General features: G+C 42.5%; 13 protein-coding genes. 5 read left to right on the top strand and 8 right to left on the bottom strand.

Annotated features, from left to right (window positions below; all coding sequences use genetic code 11):
- Nucleotides 1-7 precede the first annotated feature (7 nt).
- The gene (gene pstA / locus NQ546_RS10045; RefSeq protein WP_004290016.1) at nt 8-868 is read right to left on the bottom strand and encodes a phosphate ABC transporter permease PstA; all 861 of its coding nucleotides are present in this window, start codon (nt 866-868) and stop codon (nt 8-10) included.
- A 7-nt stretch (nt 869-875) separates the two neighbouring features.
- Nucleotides 876-2,063, bottom strand: coding sequence for a phosphate ABC transporter permease subunit PstC (gene pstC, locus NQ546_RS10040; protein WP_004290015.1), 1,188 nt, complete (start codon nt 2,061-2,063; stop codon nt 876-878).
- A gap of 222 nt (nt 2,064-2,285) precedes the next feature.
- On the opposite strand from pstC, the gene NQ546_RS10035 reads away from it, so the two are divergent.
- The 4 genes from NQ546_RS10035 to NQ546_RS10020 all read left to right on the top strand — a co-directional run bounded on the left by NQ546_RS10035 (nt 2,286) and on the right by NQ546_RS10020 (nt 7,062).
- The gene (locus NQ546_RS10035) at nt 2,286-3,104 is read left to right on the top strand and encodes a PstS family phosphate ABC transporter substrate-binding protein (protein WP_004290014.1); all 819 of its coding nucleotides are present in this window, start codon (nt 2,286-2,288) and stop codon (nt 3,102-3,104) included.
- A 109-nt stretch (nt 3,105-3,213) separates the two neighbouring features.
- On the top strand, nt 3,214-4,953 hold the full coding sequence (locus tag NQ546_RS10030) for a glutamine--tRNA ligase/YqeY domain fusion protein (RefSeq protein ID WP_021940732.1): 1,740 nt from the start codon (nt 3,214-3,216) through the stop codon (nt 4,951-4,953).
- 21 nt (nt 4,954-4,974) lie between these two features.
- Nucleotides 4,975-6,390, top strand: a complete 1,416-nt coding sequence (locus NQ546_RS10025) for a tetratricopeptide repeat protein (RefSeq protein WP_004290012.1) — start codon at nt 4,975-4,977, stop codon at nt 6,388-6,390.
- 27 nt (nt 6,391-6,417) lie between these two features.
- Entirely contained in the window at nt 6,418-7,062 is a 645-nt protein-coding gene (locus NQ546_RS10020; RefSeq protein ID WP_004290011.1) for a DedA family protein, read from the top strand.
- A 76-nt stretch (nt 7,063-7,138) separates the two neighbouring features.
- Here the strand turns inward: NQ546_RS10020 and tpx are convergent, their stop codons facing one another.
- A complete protein-coding gene (gene tpx / locus NQ546_RS10015; RefSeq protein WP_004290010.1) occupies nt 7,139-7,642 on the bottom strand; it encodes a thiol peroxidase in 504 nt (167 codons plus the stop codon).
- A 126-nt stretch (nt 7,643-7,768) separates the two neighbouring features.
- On the opposite strand from tpx, the gene NQ546_RS10010 reads away from it, so the two are divergent.
- The gene (locus tag NQ546_RS10010; protein WP_004290009.1) at nt 7,769-8,344 is read left to right on the top strand and encodes an HdeD family acid-resistance protein; all 576 of its coding nucleotides are present in this window, start codon (nt 7,769-7,771) and stop codon (nt 8,342-8,344) included.
- A 126-nt stretch (nt 8,345-8,470) separates the two neighbouring features.
- Here the strand turns inward: NQ546_RS10010 and NQ546_RS10005 are convergent, their stop codons facing one another.
- The 5 genes from NQ546_RS10005 to NQ546_RS09985 all read right to left on the bottom strand — a co-directional run bounded on the left by NQ546_RS10005 (nt 8,471) and on the right by NQ546_RS09985 (nt 14,427).
- Nucleotides 8,471-9,067: a master DNA invertase Mpi family serine-type recombinase gene (locus NQ546_RS10005; RefSeq protein ID WP_004290008.1), complete on the bottom strand. Its 597-nt coding sequence runs from the start codon at nt 9,065-9,067 to the stop codon at nt 8,471-8,473.
- Between the two features lie 194 nt (nt 9,068-9,261).
- Nucleotides 9,262-9,849, bottom strand: a complete 588-nt coding sequence (locus NQ546_RS10000) for a sugar transferase (protein ID WP_004290007.1) — start codon at nt 9,847-9,849, stop codon at nt 9,262-9,264.
- A gap of 15 nt (nt 9,850-9,864) precedes the next feature.
- A complete protein-coding gene (locus NQ546_RS09995) occupies nt 9,865-11,094 on the bottom strand; it encodes a DegT/DnrJ/EryC1/StrS family aminotransferase (protein ID WP_004290006.1) in 1,230 nt (409 codons plus the stop codon).
- A 134-nt stretch (nt 11,095-11,228) separates the two neighbouring features.
- Nucleotides 11,229-11,429: a hypothetical protein gene (locus NQ546_RS09990; protein ID WP_004290005.1), complete on the bottom strand. Its 201-nt coding sequence runs from the start codon at nt 11,427-11,429 to the stop codon at nt 11,229-11,231.
- 100 nt (nt 11,430-11,529) lie between these two features.
- Entirely contained in the window at nt 11,530-14,427 is a 2,898-nt protein-coding gene (locus NQ546_RS09985; RefSeq protein WP_004290004.1) for an FAD-binding and (Fe-S)-binding domain-containing protein, read from the bottom strand.
- Between the last annotated feature and the right edge of the window lie 13 nt (nt 14,428-14,440).

The following is a 14,440-nucleotide window of genomic DNA, read 5'->3' as shown; positions in this document are numbered from 1 at the left end:
TATCGGTTTAGTTCATTTTTATTTTCTTCTCGAAATATTTCCGCAAAGCATTTGCCAGCAGATTCACCAAAAGAATAATTATTATCAGTACCAAAGCTGTTCCATAGGCAATGGGCAACTGGGCTTCCATATCCGTACCACTGGTGGAGATGACATACAAATGATAGGGCAACGCCATACACTGATCGAAAATACTGCCGGGCAGTTGCGGCAGGAAATAGGCTGCACAGGTAAAGAGAATAGGCGCCGTTTCTCCGGACACACGCCCTAAGGCCAGAATCAGTCCGGTAATGATGTTGGGCATCCCCATCGGCAGAATTACGTGCCAGATTGTTTGCAGTTTGGTGGCTCCCAATGCGCGGCTGCCCTCACGCAGACTGTCGGGAATCGCCTTCAAGGCTTCCTCGGTGGTACGGATCACTAAAGGCAGACTCAACAATCCTAGTGTAAGCGACCCCGCCAAAATGCTGTCACCAAAGTCCATATAGTTAACAAACAATGCCATACCAAAAAGACCGAATACAATAGAAGGTATGCCACTCAAGTTGTTCGTCATTATGCGGATGAAGCGCACAACCCAACCTTTAGGTGCATATTCATTCATATAGATGCCACTCATCACCCCTACCGGAAAGGCAAATAACGCGCTGCCCGCCATCAGGCAAAAAGTGCCGACAATAGCCGGCAGAATACCGCCCGAGGTCATACCGTCTGTCGGCGCACTCGTCAGGAACTCCCAGTCTATAACTCCTACACCTTTATATATGATGAAGCCGAGAATAGCAAAAAGTATTCCTACCACACTTAAACTCAGCAAACGGAACAATCCGAATGCAATGTTTTGCGAAAGATGTTTTCTATTTATCATATTCTTTTTATTTTCTTTTGCCCGAAGATACAGCTTCTACTGTGAAGTTTATCAATAAGCTGATGAAAAACAATACAACTCCCAAAAGGAACAACGCTTCGTAATGCGCTCCTCCTGCCGGCGCTTCACCCAGTTCCGCTGCAATGGTAGCGGGAATTGTGCGCAAAGGTTCCAGAATCGTATGGGGAATCACAGCAGCATTTCCCGTCACCATCAGCACTGCCATCGTTTCACCAACCGCACGACCGATGCCCAAGACAACACCGGACGTAATACCGGAAATGGAATAAGGTATCACCACCTTATATATAGTCTGCCACTGTGAAGCGCCGAGCGCCAGACTGGCTTCCCGCATGGCACGCGGACAATTACGCATGGCATCCTCCGTCACCGTAATGATAGTGGGGAGCGCCATAATGGCAAGCACAATACTTCCCGCCAACCCGCTTTCCCCCACAGGCAGATCAAAGACTTTCTGCAAAAAAGGAACTATCACAATCAACCCGAAGAAACCGTAGACAACGGAAGGAATGCCACTCAACAGTTCAATAATAGGCTTCATCAGGTTCCGTATCTTATGGTTTGCCACCTCAGACATATAAACAGCCACTGCCAAGCCGAACGGCAAGGCTATGAGAATAGCGAAAAGGCTCACCCACAACGTACCCGTTATCAGCGGCAGAAAGCCGAATTGCGGAGCAGGCGTCGCTGTCGGAAACCATTCAGCTCCGGCAAAGACATCTTTCAGTGAAATGGTGTTGTCTGGCAGCAAACGGACAGCGCCGGAACTGCCAATGAACTGCTGCGGCACAAAAGCCACGATTCCCGGTGTACGTTCCACCAGATCCGTAATGCATGCCCCCACATTCTCATAAGACGCTCCCAACTGCTCTTCCGTATAGTAGCGTGTAACATCTTCCAAACGAAAAAGCCGGATAGGGAGATTCTCCCCACCGACTTCCTGCCAATTGGTTATCTCTTCATCGAAAATATCCTTTATCTGAACCGGAGTTAGTTCGCTTACCTTATTATCTTTATTCAAAGCCAGCACATATCCCTCTTCTATCACCCGGCTGTTGAACAGTCCCACCGCTTCAGAAAAAAGGAATAAGACGATTAGCACAATCGTAAGACTCGTTACAAAGCCGCTACAAGCCAATATGCCCTCCACAATCTTCTCGAAAACTTTTTTCATACTACCTATCAAATTTCTGTGCACAAAGAAACAGGGTAGATGTTAAGACAATGTGACTATCATTTGAAAGAAATGTTTCAAACATATTACAAAGCTGTTACAACAGTCAAAAAACCACCGCATGTAACTGAATTGTAATATGCATTGTTTTTCTTTGCAGCAAGAAAGGACAACAGGAACATACCCACCGTTGTTTAAATATCATTCAAAAACGATCAGAATATGATGAAACATGCAGTTCTAATTATCCTTGCACTGGTATTTGCCACTACCCGCATTCAGGCCCAGCGCATCAAAGGCAGCGACACTGTCCTTCCCATTACGCAACAAACTGCCGAACGTTTTATGAAATTAAATCCCAACGCGCGCGTCACCGTCACCGGCGGTGGAACCGGTGTAGGCATTTCCGCCCTACTGGATGAAACCACTGATATTGCAATGGCTTCCAGAGGTATCAAGTTCAACGAAAAGATGAAAGCGAAAGCAGCCGGAGAGGAACTGGCAGAGATAACGATAGCCTATGACGCACTGGCCGTTGTGGTGCATCCCTCCAATCCGGTGAAGCAACTGACCCGCCGGCAACTGGAAGATATTTTCCGCGGTAAAATCACCAATTGGAAACAAGTGGGCGGAGACGACCGTAAAATAGTGGTCTACTCACGCGAAACATCTTCCGGTACATACGAGTTTTTCAAAGAGAGCGTGCTGAAAAACAAGAATTATATGAGCAGCAGCCTTTCCATGCCTGCCACAGGAGCAATCATACAATCGGTCAGCCAGACACGCGGAGCTATCGGTTACGTGGGACTTGCCTATGTATCGCCCCGCATCAAGACTCTTGCCATATCCTACGATGACAAACATTTTGCTACTCCCACTCTGGAGAATGCAATCAACAAGACCTACCCCATCGTGCGTCCGCTCTACTACTATTATAATAAGAAAAAATCGGACCAGGCAGCCCCTCTCTTGCAGTTCACATTGTCACCCGCAGGTCAAGAAATCATTAAAAAGAGTGGATATATTCCTGTAAATGAATAATAAATAATGAAGAACGAGGAATGAAGGACAAGAAATTCTTCATTCTTCATTATTCATTCTTCATTATTTTGCGCTATCTTTGTACCACTATATGAATAACAATAGCATTATGGCAGAAATAAAAAGCGAAGAAACAAGCGAAAAGAAGAGCCTGAACTTCATAGAACAAATAGTAGAGAACGATTTAAAAGAAGGTAAAAATGACGGAAAAGTACAGACACGTTTCCCGCCGGAACCCAACGGCTACCTTCATATCGGACATGCCAAGGCCATATGTCTGGACTTTGGTATTGCAGCCGCACATGGCGGCATCTGTAACTTGCGTTTTGATGACACCAACCCCACCAAAGAGGATGTGGAGTATGTAGAGGCTATCAAGGAAGATATTCAATGGCTGGGCTACCAGTGGGGCAACGAGTATTACGCTTCCGACTATTTCCAGCAGTTATGGGACTTCGCCATCCGCCTCATCAAAGAGGGCAAAGCATACATTGACGAACAGACATCCGAACAGATTGCCGCTCAAAAAGGCACCCCTACCCAACCCGGCGTAGAGAGTCCTTACCGCAACCGCCCCATTGAAGAGACCCTCGAACTGTTTCAGAAGATGAATACCGGCGAGATTGAGGAAGGGGCCATGGTGCTTCGTGCCAAGATTGACATGGCAAGCCCCAACATGCACTTCCGCGACCCGATTATCTATCGTGTGGTGAAACATCCTCACCACCGTACGGGCACTACCTGGAAGGCATATCCGATGTATGACTTCGCTCATGGACAAAGCGACTACTTTGAAGGGGTGACCCATTCTTTGTGCACACTGGAATTTGTACCCCACCGCCCTTTATACGATCTCTTTGTGGACTGGGTGAAAGAAGGAAAAGATTTGAATGACCACCGTCCTCACCAGTACGAATTCAACAAGCTTAACCTGAGCTATACACTCATGAGCAAGCGCAACCTGCTGACTTTGGTAAAAGAGGGTCTTGTCAATGGTTGGGATGATCCCCGTATGCCGACTATTTGCGGCTTCCGCCGTCGCGGTTACTCACCGGAGTCTATCCATAAATTCATTGATAAAATCGGCTACACCACTTATGATGCACTTAACGAATTCGCCTTGCTGGAAAGTGCCGTACGTGAAGATTTAAATGCCCGGGCCACTCGTATATCTGCTGTGCTGAATCCGGTGAAACTTATCATCACCAACTACCCGGAAGGACAGGTTGAGGAAATGGAAGCTATCAATAACCCGGAACGCCCGGAAGAAGGCAGCCACAACATCGAGTTCAGTCGTGAACTATGGATAGAGCGCGATGACTTCATGGAAGATGCACCGAAAAAATACTTCCGCATGACACCCGGACAAGAAGTCCGTTTGAAGAGTGCATATATTGTGAAGTGTACCGGTTGCAAGAAGAACGATGCCGGAGAAATCACAGAAGTATACTGCGAATACGACCCCGACAGCAAAAGTGGCATGCCCGGCGCCAACCGTAAAGTAAAAGGAACGATCCACTGGGTAAGCTGCGCACACTGTCTACAAGCCGAAGTACGCCTCTATGACCGCTTGTGGAAAGTTGAAAATCCGCGTGATGAACTGGCAGCCATTCGCGAAGCAAAGAATTGTGATGCGCTGACAGCCATGAAAGAAATGATAAATCCGGACTCCCTGAATGTATTGCCATGCTGCTACATTGAGAAATATGCTGCCGGAATGAAACCCCTCTCCTACCTGCAGTTCCAACGCATCGGCTACTTTAATGTAGACCGCGACTCCACAACGGAGAAAATGGTATTTAACCGTACCGTAGGTTTAAAAGACACTTGGGGTAAAATCAATAAATAATATAAGGAGTAAGAAGAGTTAATGAGTAAAAAGAACCTGCTGTCCGGAAGAGACAAGGAATTACAAGAACTTGCAGAACAATATGAAGCTGCAAAAGCCGAAAACAAACCGATCTATCTGGACGCAGACGACTTAGCCGACCTTGCCGACTGGTATGCCATGCGCGGAAAGAGTGAACAAGCTGCCGAAGTCGTAGAATATGGTTTGCGCTTACATCCCAACAGCACTCCTCTATTGGTGGAGCAAGCCTATCTCTTCATGGACGCCCAAAAAAGAGATAAAGCCAAACAGATTATAGACCAAATCCCCGAAAGTTATTCTTCGGAAGTGAAAGTCCTTAAAGCGAACATCCTTTTGGGTGAAGGAAAAGTGGACGAAGCCGAACAGCTTCTTGACAGCATAGAAGACAAAGATGAATTAGCCAATATCGTGGATATAGCCTATATGTATATCGATATGGGCTACCCGGATAAAGCTCTGTCATGGCTGAACAAAGGATTGAACAGTTACTCCGAGGAAGAAGCATTTCTTGCAGCCACAGCCGACTGCTTCCATGCGCAAGGATTGAATCAGAAAGCTGAGACATTCTATAACAAACTGATAGACAAGAATCCATATTCGGCTCCCTATTGGTTCGGATTGGCACGCTGCTATTTCGAGCAACAGCTATTTGACAAAGCCATTGAGGCATGTGATTATGCAATCGTGGCAGATGAAGAGTTTGCCGAAGCCTATATAATGAAAGGACATGCTTTCTATCAGTTGGGAAATGAGGAAAGTGCATTGGAAAACTACACTTTAGCAGAGAAATACAAAGCCATCAATCCCGATTTCCTCAAGATGTTCATGGGACTGAATGAAATAGCCAAAGGACACTGGGAAGAAGGATACCAGTATATTGAGCAGATCATACAAAGCGGGGATATCGACTTTACGATGTTGCCGTCCTTATATGCACATGCAGGGCTTTGCCTTTACAAATTAGGAAAAAAACGTAAAGCCAATCAGTATTTCAAGAAATCCCATGAAATAGACCCGGAGGATGTAGACCCATACCTGATTGAGGGCCGCATGTATATGGAAGACGATAACTTTAACAAAGCGATAGAAAAATGGGCAACAGCCTTAGATTATGCACCCTATGCCGATACTTGGAATGAGATTGGCATATACTGCATGGAACTTGGCCAGTTGAGCTATGCTCGACTGGCGTTTGAACATGTCCTAGATTTAGACCCACACTTTGAAAATATCAATGAAAAACTGGCCTCTCTCTCTATGTTGCTTAAAGACAAAGAGAATTTCCTGAAATACAACCAGCTTTGCAAGCATCCGTTCCAACAGGAAGACCTGGAGAAATTAAAGGAACTGCTGGAAAGCGAAGATAAAGAGGAATTGGTAAAAGCCATGAGGAATATTCTGAATGCGTTACAATAAGAATCCAAACCAAGCATTAATACAAATATGGAATCATCAGCAGAGCTCATTAAATGGGTATTAGAAAATTTGAATTATTGGGTAGTCACAATCTTTATGACTATTGAAAGCTCATTTATCCCATTCCCCTCGGAAGTCATAGTGCCACCGGCTGCGTGGAAAGCGATGACTGACGACAGTATGAACATCTTTTTGGTTGTCATTTTCGCAACCATTGGTGCTGACCTCGGTGCGCTCATAAATTATTATCTTGCGCGTTGGCTGGGTCGCCCCATCGTCTATAAATTCGCCAATAGCCGTTTCGGACATATGTGCCTTATTGATGAAGCAAAAGTACATCATGCTGAGGAGTACTTCAGAAAACATGGTGCTGCGTCCACTTTCTTCGGACGCCTTATTCCTGCGGTACGGCAACTCATCAGTATCCCGGCAGGGCTGGCAGGCATGAAGTTAGGACCATTCCTGCTTTATACAACTCTTGGCGCCGGAATATGGAACACAATACTGGCGTTGCTCGGTTATTTCATATACCGGTTCACCGATATCAAAACAACCAATGACGTCTATGTATTAGCCACGAAATATAGCCACGAAATCGGTTATGTCATTATAGCGGTAGCAGTATTGATTGTAGGCTTCCTTATCTATAAAGGCGCAAAACAGAAAAAATAATCAACGAAAAAAGCGGTGAATGAAAACAATCTTCATTCACCGCTTTTCTTATAATAAATAGTTAAGTCCAAAGAACTCACTTCTTGACCGCCGCAATCGCTTTATCATAATCCGGTTCCTGCGTGATTTCCGGAACAAGTTCCGTATAGGCAATCTTTCCATCCTTACCCACAACAACCACCGCACGAGCCAGCAAGCCACTCAATGGCCCGTCTGCCATACGTACACCATAGTTTTCATCAAAATCCGAGAAACGGAAGTCAGACAACGGAACTACGTTCTCAATACCTTCTGTGGTGCAGAAACGGGCATGTGCAAAAGGCAGGTCTTTTGAAATAGCCAGTACTACCGTATCCGGCAAACCGGCAGCCAGTTTATTAAACTTACGTACAGAAGTAGCGCATACTCCGGTATCCAAGCTCGGAAAAATATTAAGAATTACATTCTTGCCATTCAGTTCTTTCAATGAGAAAGAAGACAAATCGGTTTTTACCAATTCAAAATCAGGGGCAACTGCTCCCACTTTTATAAACTCACCGATCACTTTCACCGGTTGTCCTTTAAATTTTGTTGTAGCCATAGTTTTATCAAATTATATGGTATAGTAACAAACTAAGTGGAGAAAAAGTTCGATAGAAACTTTTCACTCTGCGGATTGTTATCTCCCCAACGAACTTATAATAATCATTTTTAAATTAAGAATCACATGAAGACAATTTTTGATGAACTAAAGCAAGAAGTAAAAAACTGGTGGATTTCACTTATCCTTGGTATCTTGTATGTTGTGGTAGCATTAAGTTTAATGTTCTTTCCTCTTAACGGATATGCAGCATTAAGCATCTTATTCAGCATTTCCATGCTGGTCAGTGGTCTGTTGGAAATATCCTTTGCCGTCAGTAACCGCCGAAGGGTATCCAGTTGGGGCTGGTATCTGGCAGGAGGCATTATTGATATGATTTTAGGATTCTATCTGATAGCCTATCCACTATTGAGCATGGAAGTCATTCCATTTATCATCGCCTTCTGGCTGATGTTCAGGGGATTCTCATCGGCAGGCTATGCAATGGACTTGAAAAGATACGGAACAAAAGATTGGGGGTGGTACATCGCATTTGGCATTCTTGCCATTATATGCTCACTCATCATCCTGTGGCAACCGGCGGTGGGTGCTATCTATGCAGTTTACATGATTTCGTTTGCATTCCTCATCATAGGATTCTTCCGCATTATGCTGTCCTTTGAGCTGAAGAGCCTGCACAAACGAGGGCTTCAAAACTCGTAATCCACAGCAAATTACACAGATACATACAGAGATAGAATATCCCGCAGTCATCGGCTGTTTTCTCAATCCACCTGCTATGTTCTGTGTAATCTGTGTTATAATCCATTCCGACCGGAAACAGCCGGCTTATCTTTTATGGTGCAAAAAGCGGAACATCGTTGTTCTGGACACCCCCATTTGTCGGGCGAGTTCAGAACACGATGTTCCTTTTCTACGTTTCTTCATCAGTTCTTTCTTATTTTCGGCAAGTATTCTCATCTTAGGCGTATACCCCTTTTTCCGCCCTAAACGTTTTCCTTCTTGCTTCCTGCGGGCCAGCGCTTCTTTAGTCCGCATCGAAATCAGGTTACGTTCAATCTCAGCCATTAATCCGAATGCGAACCCCAGCACTTTACTGTTAATATCATTCTGAAAGACATACCCTTCTTTAGTGCTATACAATATCACCTCCTTTTTTATGCACGAATTAAGGATAGTCATAATCTCAAGCAATGTACGACTAAGCCGGGAAATTTCCGTAACGATCAGAGAATCACCGGGACGCATCTTATCCAAAAGCCCTGATAACTTACGTTCCTTACTACTGATGCTCCCACTCACAGTCTCTGTGTACCACTTGTCGATACTCATTCCATTCTTCTCTGCAAAACGCGTAATTTCCTCTCGTTGGTTTTCCAAAAATTGTTTTTCTGTACTTACTCTTAAATAAGCTACTACTGCCATAAATTTTGTTGTTTTTTTATTGGTTTAACGTCACCAAAGAACGGCTATTCCAATAAAATTGCCAACGTATCAATACGTATCCTTTACAAAAGGATTGCAAAATGAACAATAAGGTTAAAAAAACTCCCGGCTGTATTCAGCAACCGGGAGTCCCTTTCAATTCTAAATAAATCAAATGTCCAATTTTCAACCAATCAACGCAGAATCCTCCAAAATGTCAAAAAGATTATCTTGAAATATTCTTTCAGAGAACGATTATTGATATATTTCATATTATACCTGATTTTATCAGGCATGATCAACGTCACGTAGGCTTCATCCGCATCATCCGCTTGCCCCAATATCGTATTCTCATCAACATATTCTATCGAAGCATAGTCTGTTATTCCCGGTCTCACAGACAGAACTTTACGCTGTTCTTCCGTATAAAGCTCAACATACTTCCTTACCTCAGGACGCGGTCCTACCAGACTCATATCCCCCTTCAGGACATTAAATAATTGAGGCAGTTCGTCTAATTTATATTTCCGTATAAAGTAACCGACACAGGTTATTCTCGGGTCTCGTTCTCCTACTGTAATTAGTCCCTGTTTGTCAGCTCCTACACGCATCGAACGAAACTTGTAAAGATAAAAATCTCTACCGTAACGCCCTACACGCAATTGACAATAGAATCCTCCCCCTTTACTTTCCAGACAAATCAATACGTAAAGAATAAGAAAGATTGGAGATAGCAGCAGAATTCCCAAAAAGGAAAAAAGAATATCAAAGAAGCGAATCATAATTTTACAACCGTATCACTCAGCAATTTTATCACCCGCCACCTTATGATACGCCGCTTTTACTATATCAACAATAAAAGCCAGCTTTTCTTCATCCAGTTGCGGATATATGGGCAAAGAGATTTCTCCCTTAAAATTGTCATAAGCCTGGGGATAGTTCTTTATATCATATCCCAAGGAATTAAAGAATGACAACATTGGCATCGGAATAAAATGTACATTTACAGCCACTTCACTTTTGGCTATCTCGTCAATCATCCGGTCGCGTTGTTCTTCTGTAAACCCTTTGATACGTAGAGCGTAAATGTGATAAGAGCTCTCTTTATCCCCGTCTATTGAAGGTGGTACAATTGCCCAGCCACAGTGTTCAAAGGCTCTCGTATAAGTATTGAATACTCTTTTTCTTTCTTGCAGCAGTTTCGGATATTCCCGTATCTGTGCAAGACCGATAGCGGCATTTACATCGGCCATATTGATTTTCATCCCCAAACCTACAATGTCATAGCGCCAACCGCCGGCTTTAGACTTGGAAAAAGCATCCTTAGTCTGGCAATTCAGACTCATCATACGAAGCTCTTTATACAACTCTGCATTGTCAAAAGGCATAGGCAGATTCAAACAAATCGCTCCTCCTTCGGCTGTTGTCACATTCTTTACGGCATGAAGAGAGAAAATTGCAATGTCCGTTTCACAACCGGTACGCTGGTTTTTGCTATAATATGCCCCCAATGAATGAGCAGCATCGTTCATCACAAGGATACGTCCCAGTTTTTCTTGCGCCGCACTCTCCGCTTTAAACATCTCGCGTATTTCAGGTGCATTTACCAACTGCATAATACTATCGTAATCACAAGGAAAACCTGCGATATCCACAGGAATAATAGCTTTGGTTTTTGAAGTAATCGCATTGCGAATGGCATCTACCGAGATATTGAAATCCGTACCGGAGTCCACCATCACAGGTTTAGCACCTGCATGCAACACTGCCAATGCTGTTGCACTATATGTATAAGCCGGTACAATAACCTCATCATCTGCCTTCACCCCCAACCAACGAAGCATCATAATAGCCCCCGAAGTCCAGGAATTTACGCAAAGCACTTCTTTGGCACCGGAGAAAGACTTTATTTCTTCTTCCAATGCTTTTACTTTAGGTCCGGAGGTTATCCAACCGGAGCGCAAAGAATCAACTACTTCATTGATGACAGTATCATCAATGTAAGGAGGAGAAAATGGTATTTTCATGAGTTAAAAAATATGTATTGATTAGGGCTATCCCGGGAAGGGATAGCCTATAAAAGGAAAATCAAGAGGAATGAATTAATCAGAAACCTGAGCTATACGCTCCTTTGCTCGTAAGGAAACAATTAGAAAAAACATTAATGGTGCAATGAATTTACAAAATCCCACGCATCAAGATATTCTCCCCTTGAAAATTGTTCAAATCCGAGAGAAATATCTTCGCGTACATAAGTCGAAACAAAATGTTGTTCCAAAGAAATAGAAACGTATTCAGCTATCGATTCTCCGGCAACTTGCAGAACTTCTTTCTGTTCTTTATAGGGTTTTATCTTGTCCATAAACTAATCGTTTATTACTATCTACAAAGATACTACTTTTATCCCAATAACAAGGTAGCGAGATATTTATTATTGTAAGCACTATGATATATATATACTTCTAAAGTAAAGCATCATACAGAATTTCAATTGGATGATAAGCTTCTCTTCCAGTACCATCCTTTATTTGCTGCCGGCAACTTGTTCCCGGAGCTGCTATACATATACTCTCCTTTGCCTGACGGATTGCAGGAAATAAAATCTGCTCCCCTATTTGCATAGACAGCTCATAATGTTCTTTTTCATAACCAAAAGCTCCCGCCATACCACAACATCCTGTTGGCATAATATCGACCTCATAATTTTTAGGTAGAGAAAGCATTTCTTTAGATGGTTCTACAGATGCTAATGATTTTTGATGGCAATGTCCATGCAGCTTTATATGCAAAGGAGCTTTAGTAAATTGCTCTTTTTTTATATTTCCTTTATGTATCTCACGTACAATAAATTCATCAAACAATAAGCAATTTACCGAAAGATTACGAGCTTCTTCTTTCAATTCATCTACCACTAAGTCCGGATACTCATCACGAAAAGACAAAATGCATGATGGTTCTATACCTACTAATGGAGTTTCTTCTGATATAATATCTTTCAATAAACCTATATTCTTCTCAGCGATTGACCTTGCTTTTCTCAGAAGTCCCTTCGAAAGTTCAGTACGCCCACTTTCCACATGTTCAGGAATTACAACCTCATACCCCAATGTACGCAGAAGTTTTATAAACTTAATACCTATTACTACATCTATATAATTGGTAAACTCGTCAGCAAATAAATACACCTTGCCGTTTTTTGCAGAAAAGTTATCCCCATGTTGTTTTAACCAATTACGCAAAGTTGTTTTATAAAGGTTTGGAATAGAACGTTGAGGTGCAAACTTTAATATTTTTTTCAGTATTGCCGAAGTGATATTATTGGATACAATAATATTATATACTCCAGGTAAGAGTATACCTATTTTTTGTATACTTGTCAAATTAGCAACTAGCCAGGAACGTAATGGAACGCGAGACACATCATAATAATGTTGCAAATACTCAGCTCTAAAACGTGCCATATCTACATTGGAAGGGCATTCAGACTTACAGGCTTTACAAGATACACATGTATCTAATATATCAAGAATCTCAACTTGACTGAATCTATCTCTTTGCTGCGGATGAATTAACAATTCTCGTAAAATGTTAGCACGTGCACGAGTGGTATTTCTTTCATCCTTTGTTGCACGATATGTTGGACACATTGTTCCTCCAAACAAATCTAATTTGCGACAATCACCAGCACCATTACATTGTTCAATAGCACACAACCAGCCTTCTTGTCGAGAATAATCAAAAAAAGTATTCATTTCCAACTCACTCTGATCATAACGCAAACTAGTATCCATTGGAGGAGTATCCACTATCTTCCCCATATTGAAAATGCAAGCTGGATCCCAAGTTGTTTTTACTTCTTTCAAGAATCCATAAACCTTGTTACCCAACAATAATGGAATAAATTCTCCGCGTAACCGGCCATCTCCATGTTCTCCGCTAAGCGATCCCCTATGTTTCTTTACCAATTTAGCAGTTTCTGTCGCTACCGCTCGAAATAATTTTCGGTCTTTTTCCTCTTTCAAATTCAAAACAGGACGCAAATGCAATTCTCCTGTACTTATGTGTGCATGATATACACAACTCAATCCATATCTGTCCAGCATTCGCTTCATATCAGCAATATAGGCAGGAAGACGTTGAGGGGTAACAGCAGTATCTTCAATTACAGAAACCGGCTTGGCACTTCCAGGCATACCAGACAATAGTCCCAACCCAGCCTTACGCAAGCTCCATACGCGAGCAATATCTTTTCCATAAACACGCGAATAATACGTTCCATAGCTATGTGCTTTCAAATCAGCTTCTATCTCATCGGCTTTCTTATCAACATCCTCACGAGTTTGTTCTGCCAATTCTATTATAAGAATAGCTGCTGGATCTCCTTGAATAAAAAAACGATTCTTATTTTGAGATATATTCTGTTTACTCAATTCCAAAATATTGCTATCCATAAGTTCAATAGCAACCGGACGATGCTGTAAAGCAACAAGATTAGCAACAAAAGCTTCTTCTAGCGTATTACAATGTACACATATTACAGCTTTCTCAACAGGTGGTAACGGAACTAAATTTAGTTTAAGTTCTGTCACAAAAGCCAATGTGCCTTCTGAACCCGCCAATAATTTACATAGATTAAAAGATTCTGAACTTTCGGCATCAAAATAGTTACAATGAAGTAACTCATCAATTGCATATCCAGAATTACGTCGTCTTAAAGAAATCTCAGGATAATGATCCATAATTTCCTTTTGATTCTCCGGTTTTGATAATAGTGTAATAATCTGGTTGTAAATTAGGTTCTCCAGCGTATTGCCTTTGCATTTTTCATCTACCTCTTTAGGAGTCAGCCCCTTTAAAATAGCTTCCGAACCATCACTCAGTATTACTTTGGCTTCCAATAAATGATCACGCGTACTACCATATACCAATGAATGCGAACCGCATGAGTTATTTCCTACCATTCCGCTCAAACAGCACCGATTAGAAGTGGAGGTTTCCGGACCAAAGAATAGACCATACGGTTTACAATATAGATTCAATTCATCTAATACCACTCCTGGTTGAACACGTACCCAATGTTCCTCCTTATTTATTTCCAAAATGCGATTCATGTATTTGGAAATATCTACGACTAATCCTTTACCCACCACTTGTCCCGCAAGCGAAGTCCCTCCTGCACGAGGAATTAAGTCAATATGTCTCTTCGCTGCAAATCGCACAATTTCTTGCACATCTGCTTCATCCTTTGGATAGGCTACGGCAAGTGGAATCTCTCGATAAGCAGAAGCATCGGTAGAATAGAGAATACGTGAAAGTGAATCTGTCTTCACTTCACCATGAATATGCAAATATTCCATCATCGAACTCACCTGT

Source organism: Bacteroides eggerthii (assembly GCF_025146565.1).
GTDB classification, from domain to species: domain Bacteria; phylum Bacteroidota; class Bacteroidia; order Bacteroidales; family Bacteroidaceae; genus Bacteroides; species Bacteroides eggerthii.
The sequence above is the reverse complement of the archived record's forward strand: the minus strand, read 5'-3'. Positions and strand labels throughout refer to the sequence as shown.